The 21,463-nt window shown below is 53.8% G+C and carries 20 protein-coding genes; 9 read left to right on the forward strand and 11 right to left on the reverse strand.

The window, feature by feature from the left end:
- Positions 1–14 precede the first annotated feature (14 nt).
- Complete coding sequence (locus HBA49_RS09510) at positions 15–1,046, forward strand: methionine ABC transporter ATP-binding protein (protein WP_005524191.1); 1,032 nt, start codon at positions 15–17, stop codon at positions 1,044–1,046.
- On the forward strand, positions 1,043–1,729 hold the full coding sequence (locus HBA49_RS09515; RefSeq protein WP_005519882.1) for a methionine ABC transporter permease: 687 nt from the start codon (positions 1,043–1,045) through the stop codon (positions 1,727–1,729). Before HBA49_RS09510 ends, HBA49_RS09515 begins: the two co-directional genes overlap by 4 nt.
- Before the next feature lie 41 nt (positions 1,730–1,770).
- Here the strand turns inward: HBA49_RS09515 and HBA49_RS09520 are convergent, their stop codons facing one another.
- The gene (locus tag HBA49_RS09520) at positions 1,771–2,778 is read right to left on the reverse strand and encodes a sucrase ferredoxin (protein ID WP_005523931.1); all 1,008 of its coding nucleotides are present in this window, start codon (positions 2,776–2,778) and stop codon (positions 1,771–1,773) included.
- Positions 2,779–3,532: 754 nt separating this feature from the next.
- On the opposite strand from HBA49_RS09520, the gene HBA49_RS13020 reads away from it, so the two are divergent.
- Both HBA49_RS13020 and HBA49_RS09530 read left to right on the forward strand, forming a co-directional pair.
- Positions 3,533–4,183: an AMIN-like domain-containing (lipo)protein gene (locus HBA49_RS13020; RefSeq protein WP_005524549.1), complete on the forward strand. Its 651-nt coding sequence runs from the start codon at positions 3,533–3,535 to the stop codon at positions 4,181–4,183.
- A gap of 45 nt (positions 4,184–4,228) precedes the next feature.
- A complete protein-coding gene (locus tag HBA49_RS09530; RefSeq protein ID WP_040431360.1) occupies positions 4,229–4,621 on the forward strand; it encodes a hypothetical protein in 393 nt (130 codons plus the stop codon).
- Here HBA49_RS09530 and HBA49_RS09535 read toward each other — a convergent pair.
- From HBA49_RS09535 to HBA49_RS09550, 4 genes are read right to left on the reverse strand one after another with little or no spacing between them, the layout of a single operon-like run.
- A complete protein-coding gene (locus tag HBA49_RS09535) occupies positions 4,610–5,326 on the reverse strand; it encodes a TIGR03943 family putative permease subunit (RefSeq protein ID WP_040431362.1) in 717 nt (238 codons plus the stop codon). The genes HBA49_RS09530 and HBA49_RS09535 overlap by 12 nt on opposite strands.
- A complete protein-coding gene (locus tag HBA49_RS09540) occupies positions 5,302–6,273 on the reverse strand; it encodes a permease (protein ID WP_225866047.1) in 972 nt (323 codons plus the stop codon). The genes HBA49_RS09535 and HBA49_RS09540 overlap by 25 nt, the downstream gene beginning before the upstream one ends.
- Positions 6,260–6,958 (reverse strand): LuxR C-terminal-related transcriptional regulator, encoded by a 699-nt coding sequence (locus tag HBA49_RS09545; protein WP_005519872.1) that lies wholly within the window; start codon positions 6,956–6,958, stop codon positions 6,260–6,262. Before HBA49_RS09545 ends, HBA49_RS09540 begins: the two co-directional genes overlap by 14 nt.
- 11 nt (positions 6,959–6,969) lie before the next feature.
- Positions 6,970–8,121, reverse strand: coding sequence for an ATP-binding protein (locus HBA49_RS09550; RefSeq protein WP_005524338.1), 1,152 nt, complete (start codon positions 8,119–8,121; stop codon positions 6,970–6,972).
- 124 nt (positions 8,122–8,245) lie between these two features.
- Here HBA49_RS09550 and HBA49_RS09555 point away from each other — a divergent pair, with 124 nt between their 5' ends.
- The 3 genes from HBA49_RS09555 to HBA49_RS09565 all read left to right on the forward strand — a co-directional run bounded on the left by HBA49_RS09555 (position 8,246) and on the right by HBA49_RS09565 (position 11,143).
- The gene (locus HBA49_RS09555) at positions 8,246–9,376 is read left to right on the forward strand and encodes a PspC domain-containing protein (protein WP_005524482.1); all 1,131 of its coding nucleotides are present in this window, start codon (positions 8,246–8,248) and stop codon (positions 9,374–9,376) included.
- Positions 9,377–9,824: 448 nt separating this feature from the next.
- Entirely contained in the window at positions 9,825–10,445 is a 621-nt protein-coding gene (locus HBA49_RS09560) for a hypothetical protein (RefSeq protein WP_005519869.1), read from the forward strand.
- 173 nt (positions 10,446–10,618) lie between these two features.
- Complete coding sequence (locus tag HBA49_RS09565; RefSeq protein ID WP_005519867.1) at positions 10,619–11,143, forward strand: hypothetical protein; 525 nt, start codon at positions 10,619–10,621, stop codon at positions 11,141–11,143.
- A gap of 2 nt (positions 11,144–11,145) precedes the next feature.
- On the opposite strand, the gene guaA is transcribed toward HBA49_RS09565, so the two are convergent.
- Positions 11,146–12,744 (reverse strand): glutamine-hydrolyzing GMP synthase, encoded by a 1,599-nt coding sequence (guaA, locus tag HBA49_RS09570; protein WP_005524723.1) that lies wholly within the window; start codon positions 12,742–12,744, stop codon positions 11,146–11,148.
- Positions 12,745–13,461: 717 nt separating this feature from the next.
- Complete coding sequence (locus HBA49_RS09575) at positions 13,462–13,902, reverse strand: ATP-binding protein (protein WP_005519864.1); 441 nt, start codon at positions 13,900–13,902, stop codon at positions 13,462–13,464.
- Positions 13,903–14,014: 112 nt separating this feature from the next.
- On the opposite strand from HBA49_RS09575, the gene HBA49_RS09580 reads away from it, so the two are divergent.
- On the forward strand, positions 14,015–14,863 hold the full coding sequence (locus HBA49_RS09580) for an EamA family transporter (RefSeq protein WP_005524436.1): 849 nt from the start codon (positions 14,015–14,017) through the stop codon (positions 14,861–14,863).
- 3 nt (positions 14,864–14,866) lie between these two features.
- On the opposite strand, the gene HBA49_RS09585 is transcribed toward HBA49_RS09580, so the two are convergent.
- Positions 14,867–16,024 (reverse strand): GuaB3 family IMP dehydrogenase-related protein, encoded by a 1,158-nt coding sequence (locus HBA49_RS09585; RefSeq protein WP_005523911.1) that lies wholly within the window; start codon positions 16,022–16,024, stop codon positions 14,867–14,869.
- Positions 16,025–16,888: 864 nt separating this feature from the next.
- Entirely contained in the window at positions 16,889–18,409 is a 1,521-nt protein-coding gene (gene guaB, locus HBA49_RS09590; protein WP_005519860.1) for an IMP dehydrogenase, read from the reverse strand.
- 173 nt (positions 18,410–18,582) lie between these two features.
- Here guaB and HBA49_RS09595 point away from each other — a divergent pair, with 173 nt between their 5' ends.
- Entirely contained in the window at positions 18,583–18,957 is a 375-nt protein-coding gene (locus HBA49_RS09595; RefSeq protein ID WP_005524145.1) for a DUF5319 domain-containing protein, read from the forward strand.
- 862 nt (positions 18,958–19,819) lie between these two features.
- Here the strand turns inward: HBA49_RS09595 and HBA49_RS09600 are convergent.
- Both HBA49_RS09600 and HBA49_RS09605 read right to left on the reverse strand, forming a co-directional pair.
- Positions 19,820–20,818, reverse strand: a complete 999-nt coding sequence (locus HBA49_RS09600) for a hypothetical protein (RefSeq protein WP_225866061.1) — start codon at positions 20,816–20,818, stop codon at positions 19,820–19,822.
- A gap of 37 nt (positions 20,819–20,855) precedes the next feature.
- Positions 20,856–21,419, reverse strand: a complete 564-nt coding sequence (locus tag HBA49_RS09605) for a sigma-70 family RNA polymerase sigma factor (RefSeq protein WP_005519855.1) — start codon at positions 21,417–21,419, stop codon at positions 20,856–20,858.
- Between the last annotated feature and the right edge of the window lie 44 nt (positions 21,420–21,463).

A 21,463-nucleotide genomic window follows, 5' to 3' on the forward strand; every position in this document is an offset into this window, starting at 1 on the left:
GAAAGAGGCTTCAGGTGATCGGTACCCAAATCGAATTCAAAAATCTCTCTAAAACATTCCCGTCACGCAAAAAAGGTGCTGAGAACGTTGTTGCGCTCAGTGATATTAATCTCACCGTAGCACCTGGTGAAATCATTGGCATCATTGGCTACTCCGGCGCCGGCAAGTCCACACTTGTGCGCATGATTAATGGCCTCGACACGCCCACCAGCGGTGAAGTGCTTCTCGACGGCACCAATATCGTGGGCATGAAGGAAAAAGAACTCCGAGCTGTGCGCCGCAATATCGGCATGATCTTCCAACAGTTCAACCTCATGAATTCGCGCACCGCCGCCGGCAACATCGACTACCCACTCAAGCTCGCGGGCATCCCCAAAGACGAGCGAGACGAACGAGTGGCCGAACTTCTCGACTTCGTGGGCCTCTCCGATCGAGGCAGTAACTACCCTGAACAGCTTTCCGGCGGCCAAAAACAGCGCGTCGGCATCGCCCGCGCACTCGCCAGCAACCCCGCCCTCCTGCTTGCCGACGAAGCCACGTCCGCCCTCGACCCAGAAACCACGCATGAAGTCCTCCACCTCCTGCGGAAAGTCAACCAGGACTTAGGCATCACCATCGTGGTCATCACCCATGAAATGGAAGTGGTTCGCGCCATCGCCGACAAGGTAGCGGTCATGGAAAACGGCAAAATCATGGAGTACGGCACCACCTACGAAGTGTTTTCCAACCCCAAAACCGTGGTGGCCCAAAAATTCGTGGCCACTTCACTACGGAACACCCCCGACACCATCGAATCGGAGGAACTGCTTTCCCACGAAGGACGCCTCTTCACCATCAACCTCACGGAAGAATCCGGCTTCTTCGCCGCCGCCGCAGAAGCCCGCAGCAACGGGGCGTCGATCGGCATTGTGCATGGTGGCGTCACCACTTTGCAACGCCACTCCTTTGGCAAAGTCACGGTCCGCCTGACCGGCCCAAAATCTGCGATCGACGACTTCCACAACCGGTTGCAGCGCACCACCGACATTAAGGAGATCCTGCGATGACCACTGCTATTCTGGCCGCCGGCGAAACCAATTGGAATCGGCTCGCCGGCCCATTCCAGGAAGCCATCGTCGACACCCTGGTCATGGTCGGCACCACCCTCGTCATTGGTGGACTGTGCGGCCTCATCCTGGGCATGCTGCTCTACACCACCCGCGCCGGGGGCATCCTTCAAAACAAGTTCATTTTCGGGCTCCTCAACATCCTGGTTAACTTTGTTCGCCCCATCCCCTTCATCATTCTGCTTGTCACCCTCGGCCCCCTGACGAAAGCCCTGGTGGGCAGCCAAATTGGTCGGGACGCCGCCATTGTCGGCATGTCGGTCGCCGCGACCTTCGGGGTGGCGCGCATCGTGGAGCAAAACCTTGTGACCATTGACCCAGGCATGATTGAAGCCGCCCGAGCCATGGGGGCTAGCCCCTGGCAGATCATCACCGGCGTGATCATCCGCGAGGCCTTGGGACCGCTGGTGTTGGGTTATACCTTCTGTTTCATTGCCATTGTGGACATGTCCGCCATGGCCGGTTATATCGGTGGCGGCGGGCTTGGTGACTTTGCCATCACCAAGGGATATCGGGCCTTTAACCTGGAGGTCACCTATGTGACCACGTTCATGATTATCATTATCGTGCAGATCGCCCAGCTCTTGGGCAACTGGTTGTCCCGAAAGATCATGCGCCGCTAGCCAATGGTTGATTAGTGGTTGGCTAATTGGCTGGGAGTCAGCTATGCCCTAGCCACACTGGTAGCCACCCATACCTGAGCGGTTTTAGGCTGGTCCCCACAGCTGGGAATAACCCCCGAAGCTTCCCGCTGTTCCAGGGTCACCAGCCACCCTCGACCATCCCGATGGGTGACCAGCAGCTTTTCTGCTCCTTGGCCTTGGGCCGAGGGTTCCGCACTGGTAGCAGTGGCGGCATCGGTCGCAGCGGCCGCAACGGTAAGAACGCCGGGACGAGGCGTCTCACCCTGATCGAATATTTTTTCTAAAACCGCTATCTCGGCCACCTGCTGCTGGCTGGTGAAGATTCCCCGGCCTCGATTCCCCGGCAAAAACAGTTTATCCTGCAGGGCATAGCTGTATACGTCTTGAGCGGCACGGGAATTCAGCCGCCCATAAAAATAGGCCCAGGGAAACAACATCATGGAGGGGGCGAAGCGATGCCCCTTCGTGTGGCTGCATTCCCAGATCGGCGTATCCGGGAATGCCCGCACCAGGTCCTGGGCGATGGGCCGCCCTTTGATCGCACAACAACGATCCCGTTTAGCATGTGTACAAACAAGAAGCTGTGGTTCGGTGATCACGCGTGCTCGTTCCGGGACGGTATCGGGGCTGGTAAGATCCAGCTCCCCCAACTCATCAATGCTGCTAATCATCAGATGCTTGGTGATCCCTTGCTCACAAAACACCAGGTAAGTATTGTGTTCTGGGCCGCACTGTCGGCCGATACGCCCCGGCTTACGGATGAGATAAAGACCAGGGAGCTGCTTGAGCGTTTCGGTGTCGGCCGCACTAAAGGTACCGCCGTCGAGTATGTCGTGGCTCCACGGACCGGCATGCTCGTAAAGAACGAAGACACCACCGGTACGAGCACTACCAGGCAGGGGTTCTGCCGCAACATCCGAACAGAATGTTCTGGACGAGGGGAGCGCACAGGCATTGGCAGCAAAGGGATCGTAGCCCACGGCACTGGGATAGGAATCGGCGGATTCGATGGGGTTGGCGGCATTCATGGTTCCTTAAGTGTATGGGTTGGCATGCCCGGAGGAAACTTGAGAGTCTTACACCGAATCAGGCGGCACCTCCCCAACACGCACAACCTGCCCAGGGCCTACCCACAACGCCGATCAGGACACCGCGCAGAATGCCGACACCAAGCTAGCACAACTGCTGAGCTGGGGTAACAAACATGCTGTTCTGCCACCTGCGACTTCCAGCCGATAGCACCTTCGCTTAACCAGAACTCCAGCTCAGCACTTCCACTACTCCCCCGCTGCCGCCCGGTTATCAACCATTGCCACCCCATCTGGCACCCACGCCGCGGACTCCAAGCTGTACTTTCTCGATTCAGTACCAACCAAGGGCGGCCCCACAGGCCAGAACTCCAGCTCAGCACATCACCTACCCCCACACACACCAGCTTCAACACGCCAACCTCCGCCCCAAACCCCGACAATGACCACAGCAACCACAGGCACCAAGGAAACCCGCGCAACTGGCACGTCCGCCACAGCCGACGCAGTCGGCAAAACCACCTTCCACCGCGGTAGTCCAGCTCAGCAGTTCTATTTCCCCATAGCTTCTCGTTCAACCAGCACATCTCATCTTGGCAAGAGCTAGCCCATAAACCAACACATCAGTCATCGAGTCATATGGCCAAAAGGGCAATGTTAGTGGCATAACCGCAGCATATCGGTTTGACAACGATCGTTCCGATAATACGCAGTCGTACTCGCCAATCCCTGTTACAGAAGTTACTATTGTGATATGAGTGAAAAGAATCTGACCCCCCGAACCTTAGCCATCATCATTACCGTTGCGGCGCTCATCCTCGCTGCCTGCAATAACAGCGACAGCAACACGAGCAAACCCGCAAACACCGCCAGTACCGCCCAACCCCCCTCCGCCACCGCACCCCCCACCTCCGAACAGCCCGCATCCACCAGCCCCAACGCTCCAGCTGCAACCACCGCAAGCAATAATGCTGAGGGCAACACAAACCCAGGCACAAACCAAAACACCGAGGAAGGGAAACTCGTCCCCATTGGGATGATCGTCGGCAATTATGACGACTACGATCAGGTCACCATTAATTTCGCCGGCACCAACACTCCCGAATGGACCGCTGAATACATCGATAATCCCACCCAGCAGGGCAGCGGCCGACCCATCAAATATGATGGCGACCATGCACTAAACCTATACATCAAAAACGTTGCCATGCCGTTCGAAGTCGGGCGAGACGATCCAAATCTCAGCCCAGTACCGGGCATAGGGCCGGCAGTGTCAGAAGTGCGTTCCGGCGGCACATTCGAAGGACAAGCCCAATTTGTTATTGGCCTCAAAGACAGCAAACATCCCTACAAAGTCCACACAGAACAAAACCCCACCAGGCTCATCATCGACGTACAGCATTAACCGCATAGCCCAAACCAGCAAGGTCGGACATGCTAGCGTGTTACCATGACTGCCACCCCTCAGACTCCACTCGTAGTCCGCATCGCGTCCTCCGCGCTGTTGAGCTGCGCGGTTGCTGTATTATCGACCGATCTCCCCAAAAATATGCGGGCCATCATCATGGTGACATGCATCGCAGTCGGCATAATGGTTATCTACACCCACCCCTACCGCAAACAGGTCCAACAGTTTCTTGCCAGCCATAATGTGAAACCGCAACCACGTCTCACCGATATGCTGCCCGTCATAGTGGTCTGGATTGCATTACTCCTGGTCCCGGTTTTCGCCCCAGCCCCATGGTGGCTCACAACCATATGCTGGCTGGGGATTTTCGCGTGGATGTGGATAGTATTCCCCATCATCGACGGTACCCGGTCGCTGCGGAGGCTAGCGTCGTAACGCACCATAGCCCGGGTCGACCGTAGACTCCGCCGCCTCAACCACCACAATGGGCACCCAATTGCGCTGCTCAGTGCCAGTCCCGGGCAATAATGTGACGGTGACATGCACCCATGTGCCGGCTGGAATGTTACGGAGCTTGTGCCGCGGGTCGGATAATTCAATCCGATAGGCACGGGCATCAGCAGCGCAACAAATGATCACCACCCGCGACAATAAGCTCACCCCATGCTCTACACTTAATTGTCCTGTGACCTGCACTTTCTTCCCGCGTAGCTGATCGTCCACCGGCGCCATGAGCCGCCCTATAATATCGGGAATCTCCAATTCTGGCGTGTCTCCGGGCGGCAACGGCGGCATGGCGCCCCCATTATTTGTGGCAAGCACCACCCGGTTTGCGGTCTCCACCTGCGCAGGCTGTAGCGCCGCAGGACTTGCCCCCACAATAATGACGGCCAAGAACCCCAACACCCACGGTGACCAGCGGTGATCGTGATTTCCGCAGCCACAATGTTCACGCTGGCAAGCCGTGGTCAGCCCCACCATCACAAGCCCAACGCTCGACAGCGCAATCAACACCGGCGATTGCGACACCCACGCTCGATAACTTCCACTTATCGAAGCATACCCCAAGGCCACCCCCACCAACACGCAGAAACTGCCCACAATCCGCCGAGCCATCACCCCCACCACCCCCATAGACATGCCACCGTCAGGGTGGCGACTAATGCCGACACAAAGCCACTCACCGCAATGAACCGTGTCGGCCTATCCCCCAAAATTCCCTCCATCATCGACGCCAATTTCATATCAATAATCGGCCCCACCACCATAAACCCCAACATTCCCGCCGGATGCACCCCCACCAGTGATGCCGCCACAAACGCATCACCAAAGGAACATAACGACGCAACAATCGCCAACGTCATCATGATGACCACCGCAAACACCACCTGATGACTCAGCGACACCAACAAATGCACCGGCATCACCAGATTAATGACCGCAGCCAAGAACGCCCCCACGCACAAAAACGTGAGGGAATCCACAACATCATGGCTCATCAGACCCCACCAGGACCGACGCCCACCATCATGAGGCGCCACCAGGCCTAATCCGGCAAACGCCCGACCACCCCACACCATGACGGAAACTCCCACCCCCACGACCGCAAGCATTCCCGCAACAAGTCGGGCCACCGCCATCTCCCACCCACCGAATGCCATAAACGTAGCGTAGACCACCAATGGGTTTGCGGACGGTGCAGCCAACATGACCGTAATCGCGGCAGCTGGCGTGACCCCCGAATTCATCATCCGCTTCGCTAATGGCACGGACGAGCACTCACAGGTGGGCACACATATCCCCACCAGGGCGGCAACCACCACCGCGGCTATCCCCCGCCGAGGCAACACGCGAGCCCAGCGGTCCGGGGTCATCCACAGCGCCACGGTTGCAGACAACATAGACCCCACCAATACGAACGGCAGGGATTGCACCACCAACGCCAAAAACGCGGTGACCACCACGTGGACCCGCGGAAATTGTGCAAAAAACTGCTGTGCGACCGGATGCCCCCGACTGGCAATGGCCACCACCAGGACCGCCACCAGAGTGAGAAGCACCCGACCACGGACGCTAGTCCAGGTCACGAGAATGCGCCCACCGGGTCAAGGCATGCCGGTTCGACTGCTGGGTTTTACGGAGAATATTCGATGCGTGGGTTTCGACCGTTTTGATAGAAATAAAGAGCTGACCGGCGATTTCCTTATATGTGTAGCCTCTGGCCAGGAGTCGAAGCACCTCCAGTTCGCGCCGGGTAAGGGCGTCGACTATAGGGTCGTCAATGGGGGGATGCCCCTGTTCGACCGCTTTGTCTCGTTCGGGGGCGTCGACCACACCGACGCCGGCTCGGGCATCAGGCCGGGCAAAGGCGTCGAGAACGAAGCCCGCAAGTCTGGGGCTAAAGACGGCATCGCCATCATAGACTCGGGCGATGGCGTCCACGAGTTCCGGACCGGAGATTGATTTGGTGACATAGCCGCGGGCCCCGGATCTGATGACGGAGATGACATCCTCCGCAGCATCGGAGACTGATAGCGCCAAAAATTTCGGGATGGTGGCCACAGACCCGTTGACTACCCCCTGAATCACCGCGACACCACCACCATCTGGCATGTGAACATCCAATAATACCACGTCTGGGGTGGTGTTTCTGATATTGGTTATGGCGTCAAGGACAGTGCCGGCCTCGCCAACGATGTCCACCGCCTTTCCTATTTCGGCTTTGACACCAGCGCGGAACACGGAATGATCGTCAACGAGGAATACCTTCATATCATCTATTCTTACTGTGCTGGCAATCGAATCTCTACCTCCGTTCCATGTTGCTCAGGGTTTGCTGCCACAGGGGTGGAGTGAATGGTAACTTCACCCCCGGCACGTTCCACCCGGCCAAAAATGGAGTCGCGCACCCCATGACGGTCGGCAGGGATCGCATCCAGATCAAAGCCAGGCCCTCGGTCACGCACATAGATGGTGAGCCCGCCAAAGGTCTCCGCATACACATCGATACTGCTGTCACCAGCGTATTTCGCGGCATTGACCATGGCTTCCCTGGCTGCGAGGACACACGCCTGGTTGGCGTCGTCAAGCGGAATGTCTTCACCCACTGTCACCGGCGTGATCCGCACGCCAAACGTATCCTCTACCTCGCCAGATGCTCGTTGTAATGCGGCAAGCACCGTCACATCGGTCACGGGGTCAAAAAGCCACTGCCGTAATTCGCGTTCCTGACTGCGAGCCAATCGCACAACCTCCTCGGGATTGTTGGCACGTTTTTGGATGAGTGCCAAAGTTTGCAACACGGAATCGTGCAGGCGGGATGCGATTTCGGCGCGTTCGTCGGCGATAAGTTGTGCCTCCCGCTGGGCGGAGAATTTTTCCCATAACCGCAGGCCAAACGGCACGATAAGGGCAGCTATCCCGGTAATGGTCAACAACACGGTGCCGACCGCCGCATTGAATGTGGTTCGTTCTTCCCAGTGGTAGGCCGCCAATAATAGGCCGCTGATCACCAGCAATGCTCCGGCGATAATGGCAATGGATGCGCCTTTGGATTCGAATCGGTCATAGGCGAACCATGCGAGGGATGAACCCACCGCTATGATAAGCAGCGGAATTCCAATCCACAGGCTCACGGCGGCAACGCCGAAAACGCCTACCAACGTAAGCAACAATCCTGCCACCACTAGAGTGAGTGATGTGAGCTTATTAAACCGATCTGGAATCGGTTGACCTTCGGTCACGGATTTTGAGAGAATCCACAGGCCAATGTATATCCCAGCGCCCAATCCATTGAGTACGGATAACACAACAAAGGCAATGCGAATCCAGGCAACGTTAACCCGCAGGTGCGCCGCTAGGCCGCTGGCCACACCGGCAACCACCGCACTATCGCGGCGCCGGAGATATTTGGGATATGCAGGGGCGAGTGTCATGCTTTCTATGTTTCCATGATTTTTCGCTGAGAAGCATCAGGGTAGTCCCGGATTTTGGTTCTCAGGGCGGAAATCAGGGCAACCCCCGATGTTTTTTCTTATGTCCCCCAGGAGAATAAAGAGTATGAACACCAGTGGTCCCAACTCTTATTATTATGATCCCGTCACCGACCCAGACGCTAATTTTATTGTCCCTACCGGCACCACCGCGAATACGTGGCGACGCATGTGGGACAGCCGACCGCCCCGGTTTCCCCGGCGGCAAAACGGTTCGAACTGGGTTGGTGGCGTATGTGAGGGTATTGGTGTGAGATACCGTATCGACCCCACGATAGTGCGGTTGGCCTTCGCTATGATTACCCTCATTGGTGGGGCAGGGGTCACTCTTTATTTGATGTGCATGCTTATCTTCCCCCGGTACTCCGTGGATAAGGCACCCATTGAAGTGCTTTTCAGGTCCCTGGATAAGCGGTATTCCCGGGATCGAAGAGTTGGCTGGTTTGCCCTCATTCTCATGATTCTTATCACCGGGCCCCTAAGGATCGGTAACGGTGGCGTGCTGATTGCCACATTCGGGGTGGCTGCCCTGACCTGGTGGGCGTTAAACCAGCATGTTCCTAACCCGCCAGAGGGGCTGATGATGGGGCGGGAAAATCTCCAGTTTTCCGACCAAGTGGACCTATCGGGATATTTGCCAGCACCGGGGTTTGTCGCCCCATTCGTTGCCCCCACCACAACGATGCCGCAGTGGGATCCACTGGTGAATCAGCAATACGGGAATCCGGCAATGACCCCCGGTTTTCCGGGGTCCATCAACTATGTGACCACCGACCCAACAATGTGGATGGTTCCCACACCACCGGTAAAGAAAAAAAGCCGGTGGCCCCGCGTGGTTATTGGTTTAGCCATCATCTTTGGCACCTTTGTCGCGTTGTTGGAAGCCACGGGCACCCAATATACGCAGATCACTACGGAGCAGGAGATTGCAGGCAACTATGACCACAATATGGGAGACGTCATTACGGATTTCGCCAAGCTCTCCGATGTAAAGCAGGATCATACCGTGAGCATCAGTAATAATCTTGGCGACGTCCGCGTGGTGCTGGGGGACAAGACCCGGTTCAAGGTGGAATGCATCGACAATTCTGGCATTGCAGAATGCCCGAAGGACATCATAAACCCCAAGGCCAAGGGCGGGTTAGTAACAATCACGATGACCAAAAATCTTGGCGACGTAAAGGTGGATACAAAATAACGGCTCATACCACCGATACGTCGTCTTGTAGCAGGTGCTTTACGACGATTATGCGCGTTGTAAAGCACCTGCATTTTTCGCTCACCCTCCCCCAAATGAGGTAATACGGTGGGGGTAATAATCACTTTGAAGAATCATGAAGAGGAATTAATGCCCGTAACCCACCCGGTCAAAAAGCTTCACTTTTTCTAACCCTTACTAGCGCATTTTCCGATTCTGTGCAAGTTCCTGGGCGGGAAATCTGGAAAATAATCAGCCGTTTTCGTTGGTGTCCCGCTGTTCATTTTTCAAATATTGCTAGAATGGTAGCAAAGTTAACAAGGGCTCCAACTGTAGTTTTGTCATTTTTGAGTTTTTGCAACTCATTAATATTACTGAGACTAAATTACATTGGAGTGATTTACACAATACCCCTATTTCGGGGGCTCATATAAGGAGTAGTAACATCATGGGAAAAAGAAACTACACCAGCGAGCAGTCATGGCCGAAACACCCCAAAAAAACGGTCAATGAACTCTTCGATGTGGCCAAGCTTCACGGTTGGACCTTGATAGAGGAAACCAACCACAATGCCTTTAGATTAACCTGCCCCGCCGGTTGCTGCTCTTTCCGAGTCTTCTCCACCGGGCGCGCCCAGGAAAATGTTCTAAAATCCAAGCGCAAAGATATAGTTCGCTGTCCGCATAGCAAATTTGCGGACTCTACGGTTAGAGAGGTCACCCAATCCCTCGATAACCTGGAACAGCTCATCAATGCCACCAATATACAGATGAAGCTAACGGAAACCGAGAAGGCTTTCGATAGCGCCCAGTTAGACACCGAACTTGACGAGCTGCTTAGCAAGGTTGAGGACCTGGAAGAATCTTTGACCTCTATATTAAAGAAACTACCCACCAACCGAGCGAGAATATGCACAGCAAATATATCGGAGATGTCGCAAGCGGCAAACGATGAATCACGCAATGTCCGATCCCTGCTAAAACCCTTAAGCCGTGATCGACAAGACGTGAAACAATGTTGGGAACGACTACGCAAACTTAATAGTCAACTGAGATCGCTCCCCTCCTAATTATCACCCCCTAACACCCACACGCCGGTAATGGTGCTGGTCAGAGGCGTGAGCCTCCCCCCGCTGCCTGCCCCGGCGCTTGATGCTTGCGTTTAAACCGCATAAAATCAGTTGCCAGTTGTCAACCACACCACTGGCTAGTTATCAAAGTAAGGCGGTTTAGACACAGCGTTATGACTACCATCATCCCTCTTCGCGTAACCGGACTCGACATGTCCGACGACGCTACTGCTTGTCGCCTCTACGAACAATGGGGAGCGGAACTGGCCACGAAGAACGACGTGACCATGCTGCTTCTGACCATCGACGACACTGACGATATCATTTCAACTGTCGCCGACTCGATCTCCCAAATCACTCTGGCATTCCCCGAGGTAGTAGCCGAATCCGTCTATCGAGATTTGGTGTCCTTATCAGATATTGCCGACCGGGTGGGGGTCACCAAGGAAGCAGTCCGAAAGTGGACCATGCTCACCACCACTCCCTTCCCGCACCAGTTTTCCACCATTGGTGCTGGCCAAAAGGTGTGGGATTGGATCGACGTCTATGACTGGCTAACCCAAGTCAAAAAGTTTGACATGGAAGATGAGTTTCTTCCCACCCGCAAGCAGGTCATCGCTATTGATGCCTATCTTGCGCGTATTCCCGATTGCATCGAATTGGAATGGAATCACCTCCAACTCAAAGCCCAAGCCTGAGCTTATTCCCATTCAATGGTTCCTGGTGGTTTCGACGTGCAGTCCAATACCACCCGATTCACCCCATCAACCTCATTGGTGATGCGGGTTGAAATTTTTTCTAGCACATCATAAGGCAGCCGAGTCCAATCGGCGGTCATGGCATCCTCTGAGGATACCGGCCGCAATACGATGGGATGGCCGTAGGTACGGCCATCCCCTTGCACTCCCACGGAACGAACATCGGCAAGCAATACAACTGGGCACTGCCAAATTTCATTATCCAAGCCCGCATTGGTCAATTCGGTGCGGGCTATGAGATCCGCGGCGCGCAAGGTTTCTAACCGGTCCTCCGTCACCTCACCAATGATACGAATGCCCAGACCAGGACCGGGGAATGGCTGCCGATTCACGATCTCTTCAGGCAAGCCCAGCTCGCGGCCCACCGCCCGAACTTCATCTTTAAACAGCAACCGCAACGGTTCTACCAGCTGGAATTCCAGATCTTCAGGCAATCCTCCCACATTATGGTGGCTCTTAATGTTCGCGGTGCCAGCGCCCCCACCCGACTCCACCACATCTGGGTACAACGTGCCCTGCACTAAAAATTCCACAGCGCCCACGGTATCGGCCGGCTCATCGGCCAACACCAAACCAACCGCACGTTCGAACGACCGAATGAACTCGTTGCCAATTGCCTTCCGTTTTGCTTCTGGGTCTGTGACCCCAGCAAGCTTAGATAAAAAGGCCTCCCGCTCATCCACCGTGACTAGCTTCGCCCCGGTTGCCTTCACAAAATCGGTCTGCACCTGCTCACGCTCTCCGGCGCGCAATAGACCATGGTCAACAAACACGCAGGTCAGTCGGTCACCAATGGCGCGCTGCACCAAGGCCGCGGCCACTGCCGAATCCACGCCACCGGACAATCCGCAGATAGCGCGGCTGGTATCACCCACCTGTTCGCGCACGGTTTCGATCAATTCATCGGCGATATTCGCGGGGGTCCAGTTCTGTTCTAATCCAGCAATCTCCGTGAGGAAGCGCACCAGAATCTCCTGGCCATGGGGTGAATGCAGCACTTCGGGATGGTATTGCACACCGGCCATCCGTCGAGCCGCGCATTCGAATGCTGCGACGGGGGCACCAGCAGAAGAAGCAGTGACAGTGAAGCCTTCAGGGGCTGCCGACACAGCATCCCCATGACTCATCCACACTTTATGAGTGGTTTCCAAACCGGCATGGAGCACCCCAGGGTCGATAACAGTGAGATCGGTCCGACCATATTCCCGGTTGCCGGTGTTAGCAACCGTGCCACCTAGTGCGTGGGTCATGGCCTGGAAGCCATAGCAAATTCCAAAGACGGGAATTCCCAAGTCGAGCAATTCCGATTGCAGGGCCGGAGCACCGGATTCGTAGACAGAGCTTGGACCACCGGAAAGCACTAAAGCGGCGGGGTTTTTCGCCTTGATTTCCGCAATCGTGGCGGTGTGCGGAATAACTTCGGAATAGATTTTGGCTTCACGTACTCGTCGCGCAATGAGCTGCGCGTACTGCGCCCCGAAGTCCACGACCAACACCGGATTATGTTTATGAGGGTTATGGGGGTGGGTTTGTTTCGTCACAGCTAGATAGTGTACTCATGAGATCGGTGCGGGCCCTAATGCTACGCCGCATTTTGGCTGTGAATGCCCGCAACATGCCCACGGTCAAGAAGATTTCCGAAGATTTCACCAGTAGCTGATTTGCTGAGCTGGAGTTCCGAATGAGCGGATTTTCTACCGGTTGAAAACCGCTGGAGCAAACCACAGCACTTTTGTTACCCCAGCTTAGCAGTGCGAACAACCCCGAAACCCACCTCAACGTAGCTTTCCCCCACCCCGATACTCCAGCTCAGCAAGATTGCAGCACAAAATCATGGGGTTACAGGCCCCTTAGGGCCCCACTTATATTCATAAGCACTTACAAAGGATCGCCCACACCTGAGCTTCAAGAGTTCTGAGCTGGAGTTGTGTTAATGGGAGCTTCGCTCACCCTTATCTGAATCGAGAAAGTACAGCTCATAACCCGATCTGTTCAAAACCGGATTGAAAATCTCACATTCATTACCACCCCAATCACCTCAGCCACAACGATAGTAAGTTTGCTGAGCTGGAGTTTCAGAAAAATAGATCCTTCACATCCCGAAACCGCTGGAATGGAACACAGCACTTTTGTTACCCCAGCTTGGCAGTGCGATCAAGAACTTCAACATCACTAAGTTAGTCCGGCACTCACGACCAAAACCACGCTTTTCTGGGATACGCGCCCCAATCAACCCCTAATCCCCCACTGCTTAGCCGCTAGGCTACGGCAGAAAGGTAAATGTCGAGAGAATTCGGCACCTGGATGCCGCCTTTAGCCTCTTTATATCCATTTGGGGCAGCAAATTGTAGTAATGTGCGCCCCTGCCATGGCAATGTAAAACGCATGCCAGAATCACCGGCCTTCCCTTGAGACGTGGCAGCGACAGCTCCATCCACCTCAACCTCACCAGCCTTAAGGGTGAGCTCGGTGGCGAAAAACTCCTCAGCAACAATGGGAATCGTATTACACACAAATAACGTGACCGGATAATCATCATCTGGGTGAATCTGACCAATGCCCACAGAAACCTGGCGAGAATCACAGGTAGTGAGCGCTGGGGTTTCACACCACATGGTGATAGTTTCTGGCACGTCTTGCGAACCCAAAATGGAAATAATAGGCATTTGGGGACGAACCTGGATGTCGATTCTTTGCATACGGTATTTCCTTCCATGGTGTCTTCGACATGAAGTGTCTTGGTCAATTGTACCGATGGTTTCCCACTATAACTGGGAACAGCGCCACCAATAAGGCACTAACATTATCCCCATGCGCCAGTCCCACAAGGTCACAGGCATTTTACTTGTGTTTGGCTCATGTGTGTCATTGCAGTTCGGTGCCGCACTAGCAATGTCACTTTTCCCACTCGTGGGCCCGTGGACAACCACGCTATGCCGATTGTTTCTATCAGGTTTACTTCTGACCTTGGTGATGCACCCTCAGGCACACCAGTGGTCACGATCACAATGGGTAAGTGTGGCATTCTTTGGCTTGTCGTTGGGAATAATGAACGCGTTTTTCTATGTCGCAATCAGCCATATCCCTCTGGGTACAGCTGTGACGATTGAATTTATCGGACCTTTGGTGTTATCGGCTGTGCTATCTCACAGTATCCGGGACGTGTTGTGGGTGGGATTGGCCATGGTAGGTGTTGGGTTGTTTGGGGTGGAGCGGCTGCTCGGGTTGTCGTCGCTGCACCCGATTGGGGTGGTTTGTGCGTTGGGCGCTGGACTGTTTTGGGCGCTCTATATTTTAGCTGCAGACAATGCCGGTAAAAAGGTGACGGGAACTGGAGTTATTGCCATAGTACTTTTGATTGGATCCCTGCCTTCAACTCCACTTGGCATGGCAAACTTATTCATGGTAGCTACTGACGCGCATCTTCTACTTCTAGCGATAGGCACAGCGATACTAGCATCACTGGTCCCTTACACGCTGGAATTTCTTGCGTTACGACGCCTTCCTCCCAGTACTTTCGGCATTCTTTTATGCATGGAGCCGGCGGTGGCTGCCACCGCCGGCTGGCTCCTGCTGAATCAACACATGGGAGTTTTGGGAATGCTAGCGGTGTGTTTGGTTGTTTCCGCTTGTGTGGGAACTGCGACGTCGAAAAGCTAGTGGTTAGAAACCAATCCGATAGGCCAACTCGACCTTTTGGAAGCTCTTCAGGTCTTGGAAACCGCACTTTGCAACGGCACGCCGCAACCCGCCCGCGAAATTTTGGGTTCCCGATGGGTCGCTTGAGGGGCCATACAGCAGGGTTTCCAGGCTGGGCCGCTGCTCGGGATCTACCTCACTCACGGGTTCGACGCGACCACGCGGGAACCGAGGATGCCCCGCAGCCGAAGGCCAAAAATAGCCCTTACCAGCAGCTTCTTTTGCAGTAGCCAGTGGGGATCCCAGAACCACAGCATCTGCGCCACAGGCAATAGCAACCACAACATTGCCTGAGGTGTAGATTTCACCGTCAGCAATGATGTGCACATAGCGCCCACCGGTCTCATCCAAATAGTCCCTGCGAGCAGCTGCCACATCTGCAATTGCAGTGGCCAGGGCAGGCTGAATGCCCAGGGCTTCGCCGCCATTGATGCCATCGCCGGCACCAACAATGACCCCCACGGCACCGGTACGCATCATATGCATGGCTGTGGTGTAGTCAGAAACCCCACCCACGATGACCGGAATGTCTAAAGAAGCGATGAATTCCTTCAGATTTAGTGGTTCTCCTTGGGACAAGTAGTGCTCGGCAGACAGCAGGGTTCCTTGGATAAATAACAGGTCGGCACCAGCCTTAATTACAACTGGGGCCAACTCGGCAGCATTTTGGGGCGAGACCCGCACCGCAACAGTAGCACCGGCCGCCCGGATTTGATTGATGCGTTCGCTCAGGAGGTCGGTGTCTAAAGGCGCAGCATGAAGTTCCTGCAACTTGGCAATTGCATCAGTATTGTGATAGCTGAATTCACCGTTTTCATCACGGGCAGCAGCGACCACCTGGTCAATTGCCGCCTCAACATCAACATGCCTACCTAACAGGCCCTCTGCATTGATGACTCCCATACCACCCAGACGATCCATTTCAATGGCGAATTCTGGATCGGCAATGGCATCGGTTGGATGTGACACAAAAGGAATGTCGAAGGAGTAGGCATCAATATTCCATGATGTGTCAACCTCTTTGGAGGAGCGGGTGCGACGAGTGGGTAAAACTGTGATTGCCTCCAGTGAATATGTTCGGCGTGCCTTGCGCCCAATCCCAATTTCTACATAATCCCGCATCAGCTGGTTTCCTCCTTCAAGGCTTGTGCACTATCGCACTAATCCTACCTCGATTGCCCTCCAAAACCAGTGATAGAACGCCTCGTGTTCAATTTAACATTGCCCGAACGGGCACAAGCAGGGCAAAGCAAACACCGCATTTTACCGTTGTCGGCATCCTGCTACCGTAATTGCCCTCTTCAGGGGTTATTGGCGGACCAGGCATAAGACAGGAAAAGCGTTCTCTACCTCCTGGTAAGTACGGGTGTTTTTAACATTATTTTTGCCTCAGACACAAATGTTTTGTTTCACAAGAATACGGACATAAATCACAGAATCCATCAATGGCCACATCCCCTTTTAGCAACCTAGATAGTCAAAAATATCATCCCGAAGACTCCCACTACCACAGAAGCCACGATAGTAAACATGCTGAGCTGGAGTTCCCTCATAGCTCTTACCGCCAATACCTTACTGAATCGAGAAAGTACAGCTCAGCACAATCTCTACCTGCACACAATTACTCTGCAACCTCCCCTGAAGCCCACTGAAATCTCAAAGTAACCCCGAAAACGCCTCAAAACGATGGTTCCCACACCCAAAAATATTCCGGGCACGCCTCAAACACCATCACCATAATCAATGGCAGAAGTGCTGAGCTGGAGTTCTAAAATCAGCCCCTTCAAAGCAATCATGATGGCCCAATAACCACCCACGATGCCCCGAGCAGCACAGGGGCTAACCCAAACTCCAGCTCAGCACTCATGATACCCATTGCTATAAGGCATATTGGCTCATCTCTGCTGCTACACCAAGGAAGCCGAGCCCCAGACAAGCCAGCTTAAGATGCGAATGTGGCTACAATAAGACCGCTAATTCCCCTGGCTACCGATAGTTTGGCGCTTCAACAGTCTGTTGGATGTGATGGGGGTGAGATTCCCGCAAGCCCGCGGATGTGATCTGCACAAACTTCGCTTGTTGCAGGTCCAGAATCGAAGCAGATCCGGTATACCCCATCGCGGCACGCAGACCACCAACCAATTGATGGGTAATGGCCTCGATGGGGCCTCGGAACGGTACTTGCCCTTCAATCCCTTCAGGCACTAGCTTGTCTTCACTCTTCACGTCAGCCTGGAAATAACGGTCTTTAGAGAAGGAGCGTTTTTCACCGGTCAGGCCGCGCCCTTGCATAGCCCCCATAGAGCCCATGCCACGGTATCGCTTGTATTGTTTACCGTTGACGACCACAACATCGCCAGGCGATTCAGTAGTTCCCGCCAACATAGATCCGAGCATGACAGAGGATGCGCCTGCGGCAATGGCCTTAGCAATATCACCAGAGAACTGCATACCGCCATCGGCGATAATGGGCACCCCAGCAGCACGAGCAGGCACAGAAGCCTCCATGATCGCCGTAATCTGCGGGGCACCGACACCAGCAACCACCCGGGTGGTACAGATAGACCCTGGCCCAATACCCACTTTCACCGCATCGGCACCAGCCTCGATCATTGCTTGAGCAGCAGCCCGAGTGGCAAGATTGCCACCAATGATATCGGCGCGGTCACCGAATTCTGCTTTCACGCGACTCACCATTTCCAAAACACCACGGGAGTGAGCATGGGCAGAATCAACCACTAACACGTCAACACCGGCGTCAACAAGCGCTCCAGCGCGCTGGAAAGACTCTTCTCCTACCCCAATGCCGGCACCAACCAATAACCGCCCTGAAGCGTCCTTAGTTGCGTTAGGGTGTTGCTCGGTCTTGACAAAGTCTTTGACGGTGATGAGTCCAACGAGTTTATTATTAGCTGAAACAATAGGGAGCTTTTCGACCTTATGCGCAGACAGCAGTTCAAGCGCTGCTTCTTTCGTTACGCCTTCAGGTGCCACGAACAACGGCATAGGAGTCATAATTTCAGATACTTTGCGACTGTAATCAGCCTCAAAGCGCATATCACGGTTAGTGCAAATGCCCACTAGTGTGCCAGCCTCATCCACCACCGGCAACCCAGAGATACGATATTTAGCACAGAGAGCATCCACCTCAGCAATGGTCATATCGGGACTGCAAGTAATGGGATCTGTCACCATCCCAGATTCAGAGCGCTTCACTATTTCCACATTCTGAGCTTGCTCTTCAATGGAAAGGTTACGGTGCAGCACCCCAAGCCCGCCTTCGCGAGCCATAGCAACTGCCATACGAGCCTCGGTCACGGTATCCATCGCCGCAGACACAATAGGAATATTGAGACTGATATTGCGAGTGAGTTGGGTGGTGGTAGTAACTTCTGAGGGAATAACATCGGAGGCATCGGGTAAAAGCAATACATCATCGAAAGTCAATCCAATAAGGGCCACTTTATTAGGGTCATCGCCACCAGTGGTCACGCGCTGTTGCGTCATCAAAGATCCTCCTCAATACTGCTGTGGTGTTTTGTCTAGCCTAGCGCTATCTATGAACGGAAGTAGAATTGCAGCGCCGGTTGTTAGCTATAACGCCACACCACCACAAAATATTCTTGCAGCATAAATAGTGAAGCTTGATACTTCTTTATAAGGGCTTTAGGGTTAAGGGCGTGACTTTTGATTGGCAAATGCCCCGTGACCCGTTCGCTGATGATCCTAACGATCCAGCCTCGCTTTTCGACGATGACGACCCGATGCCGCCACTCACTCAAGAAGAACGAATCCAAATTGAGCGTGATCTCATCCTAGTGAGGAAATTCAAGGCTGCCTTACAACCACGTGGCATTAACGGAATTTTCTTCTACTGCGAGGATTGTGACCAACAACATTTTTATGATTGGGACATCATGACAGCAAATATGCGTTCGACGCTTGCTGGGGAGCTAAGCCCGGTACATGAACCCAGTGCTAACCCTAACCCAGATGCCTATCTACCTTGGGATTATTGCCTTGGCTACCTAGATGGGATGAATTACCGCGGTTGAGAATTAACACAGACTCTCTATCCAATTATTTGCAGTTGAGGATGAATTCTGAATCGTTCAACCACCCCAATTACTAACCCCAAATCTGGAAATTATTGCGAAACCATGGACCTTAGGCCCCTTATAGGCCTATAATTTCATGAAGTCACCAAAAGCCCGGCGCGATGTTTGGTTGTGGTCGCCAGCATCACGTCGTAGCCCTACTGATGTTGACGCATCAGCAGGGCACCACAACTTAATATTCTCCGCAGGGGGATATTTGAAGATACCGCTGCTGAGCTGGAGTTTTGTCTTGATACCTCGGTATCAATGACCTAAAATAAGTGTCGAAAAGTATGGGTCACAACTCCAGCTCAGTGGCTTTTTTATTTACTGAGTCGCTCACTTTACCAGTCGATAATCGCATTATTGCAACAACAGTAGATGCCATCATCTGGGGGAATTTTCGGAAGATTTTCATGTTTTTCGGCATATTTAGACGAAGATCACATTTTTCTCCCCACCCACCGAATTTTTCTACATCGACAACCCCATCCACCACAAGTAGTGGTTGTGCTGAGCTGGGGTAACGGTTGTGCTAGATTCAGGCCTGGGAGTTTGCGACATGTAGAAATACTCCTCACCAGAACTCCAGCTCAGCACAAGTGATATCAACTTCGAACGCCCATAAAACCATCATCAATCCACCATCAGGCCACCCACACATCACCCGTATCACAAGTGCTGAGCTGGAGTTGTGGGCTGCGAGGGAGCCTCTGATGGGTACTGAATCGAGAAAGTCAAGCTTAGGACTCATGCCCCAGACATGTTTGTGGCCCGCACCCTATTCCAGGATACGGGCCACAAGTAGCCAGGTTCGTGGTTAACGGCGGAATTCGTCGGGTAGCTGCAATGGCGGTTCGGCTGGTGCTTGGCCTTGGCTAGGTTCGGCCCCTGGAGCTTGTGCCCCGTCAGAAGGCCGTACTGGGGCAACCTGTGTAGGTGTTGCAGCGTTCTGTGGTTGCTGTTGTTGGGTTTGTACCGGAGCGACCGCAGGCGGCACTGCTTCTACCGTCACTGTAACCGTAGTCGTTTGGGCGGGAGCCGGGGAAGGAGCAGCCGGTGGCGTCACAGTCACAGTGGTGACAGTTGTCTTCGTATTGTCAACCTTCTGTTGCGCTTCGGCTTTATCTTGTCCATTATGAAGCTTGTCCACAATCTTTTGGGCCTCTTGAAGGGACTGCTGTGCACCCTTGACATCACCTTTATTGGTGCGATTGGTAACCTCTTCAAGTTTGCTAGCCAACTCTATGACGGCGGCTTTGTCGGCCCCAGCCCGTTCACCAAAAAGTTTCTGGTGCAGCCCATAAAAAGGTGAACCCTCTTGAGCACTAATGACTGCACCACCAGCACCAGCAAGAACAAGTGTTGCAGCTGCAGCACCAATCAGTCCACTGGCGATACGTCCCAAACCCCACCTGCGGCGAGAGTCCAGGTCAATGACATTATCGGCATCATCGTCGTCATCATCAGACTGATCATCATCCGCGTCTTCTTCCGAATCTACGAGATCGTCATCGGACACTTCGTCGTCAAACTCGGAATCGTCCAGGTCATCATCATCGTCGAAATCATCTTCGTCAATGGCTACGAAGACATCGGTGGCGGTGAGTTGATCATCATAGTCGTCATCGAAGTATTCGTCACTGTCGTCGATGCCAAGATCTGCTAAGGCTGGGGCGGGCGGTATGTCGCTTTCCACCTCATCGCGTAATGCCAAAAACAGGTCAGCAAGTGGGTCTTCTCCGTCACTGACATCAACACCGCGGGACAATTCAGTCAGAAAAACGTCGTCGGCGAAGAGCTCGTCTAAAGCCCTCACCAACTCGTCATCATGACCGTCACTGCGGTTTGTCATTTCACTCATTCTCCTGCGCGATCGCCTTGCGCAAAGTTCCGAGAGCACGATGCTGAGCCACTCGAACCGCACCAGGCGTACTACCAACAATTTCAGCGGTTTCTTCCGCTGAAAGCCCCACAAACACCCTTAAAATAATGATCTCGCGTGGCTTTTCACTAAGTAAATCGAGGAGTTCTCGAACTCTGTTACTACCAGCTGCTACCAGCGCTAACTCCTCTGGGGACTCATGATCTACCGTTTCATCTGGCACTTCCTCCGTTGGGTTGGTCAGGTCACGCGCATAACTGCGATGCGCGTCGGCCACTTTATTAGAAGCTATACCATAAACGAACGCCATGAACGGTCGTCCCCGGTCCACAAATTTATGGATCGAGGTAGCAACAGCAAAGCAGATTTCTTGGGCGACGTCTTCAGGCGTTGGATGACGCCCACCACTAATCCGGGCACGGGCATATCGCAGCACCATGGGATAAATGATCTTAATTACTTTACGCAAAGCACGAGAGTCGCCCTGACTAGCTAGCGGCACTAAGCCGGCTAGCTGTTTCTCGGTGTCGCCCATACTTCCACTTTCTTTAAAGTGCAGCTGAGATTAACTGACTGCAC

This window comes from Corynebacterium matruchotii (assembly GCF_011612265.2).
GTDB lineage: Bacteria > Actinomycetota > Actinomycetes > Mycobacteriales > Mycobacteriaceae > Corynebacterium > Corynebacterium matruchotii.

What these genes read in the sequence shown, in the direction of transcription:
- HBA49_RS09605 (WP_005519855.1), bottom strand. Translation starts at nt 21,419, where the DNA reads ATGGGCGACACCGAGAAACAGCTAGCCGGCTTAGTGCCGCTAGCTAGT.
- HBA49_RS09565 (WP_005519867.1), top strand. Translation starts at nt 10,619, where the DNA reads ATGACTACCATCATCCCTCTTCGCGTAACCGGACTCGACATGTCCGAC.
- HBA49_RS09555 (WP_005524482.1), top strand. Translation starts at nt 8,246, where the DNA reads ATGAACACCAGTGGTCCCAACTCTTATTATTATGATCCCGTCACCGAC.
- HBA49_RS09585 (WP_005523911.1), bottom strand. Translation starts at nt 16,024, where the DNA reads ATGCGGGATTATGTAGAAATTGGGATTGGGCGCAAGGCACGCCGAACA.
- HBA49_RS09545 (WP_005519872.1), bottom strand. Translation starts at nt 6,958, where the DNA reads ATGAAGGTATTCCTCGTTGACGATCATTCCGTGTTCCGCGCTGGTGTC.
- HBA49_RS09520 (WP_005523931.1), bottom strand. Translation starts at nt 2,778, where the DNA reads ATGAATGCCGCCAACCCCATCGAATCCGCCGATTCCTATCCCAGTGCC.
- HBA49_RS09580 (WP_005524436.1), top strand. Translation starts at nt 14,015, where the DNA reads ATGCGCCAGTCCCACAAGGTCACAGGCATTTTACTTGTGTTTGGCTCA.
- HBA49_RS13020 (WP_005524549.1), top strand. Translation starts at nt 3,533, where the DNA reads ATGAGTGAAAAGAATCTGACCCCCCGAACCTTAGCCATCATCATTACC.
- HBA49_RS09515 (WP_005519882.1), top strand. Translation starts at nt 1,043, where the DNA reads ATGACCACTGCTATTCTGGCCGCCGGCGAAACCAATTGGAATCGGCTC.
- HBA49_RS09550 (WP_005524338.1), bottom strand. Translation starts at nt 8,121, where the DNA reads ATGACACTCGCCCCTGCATATCCCAAATATCTCCGGCGCCGCGATAGT.
- HBA49_RS09535 (WP_040431362.1), bottom strand. Translation starts at nt 5,326, where the DNA reads ATGTCTATGGGGGTGGTGGGGGTGATGGCTCGGCGGATTGTGGGCAGT.
- HBA49_RS09560 (WP_005519869.1), top strand. Translation starts at nt 9,825, where the DNA reads ATGGGAAAAAGAAACTACACCAGCGAGCAGTCATGGCCGAAACACCCC.
- guaB (WP_005519860.1), bottom strand. Translation starts at nt 18,409, where the DNA reads ATGACGCAACAGCGCGTGACCACTGGTGGCGATGACCCTAATAAAGTG.
- HBA49_RS09530 (WP_040431360.1), top strand. Translation starts at nt 4,229, where the DNA reads ATGACTGCCACCCCTCAGACTCCACTCGTAGTCCGCATCGCGTCCTCC.
- HBA49_RS09575 (WP_005519864.1), bottom strand. Translation starts at nt 13,902, where the DNA reads ATGCAAAGAATCGACATCCAGGTTCGTCCCCAAATGCCTATTATTTCC.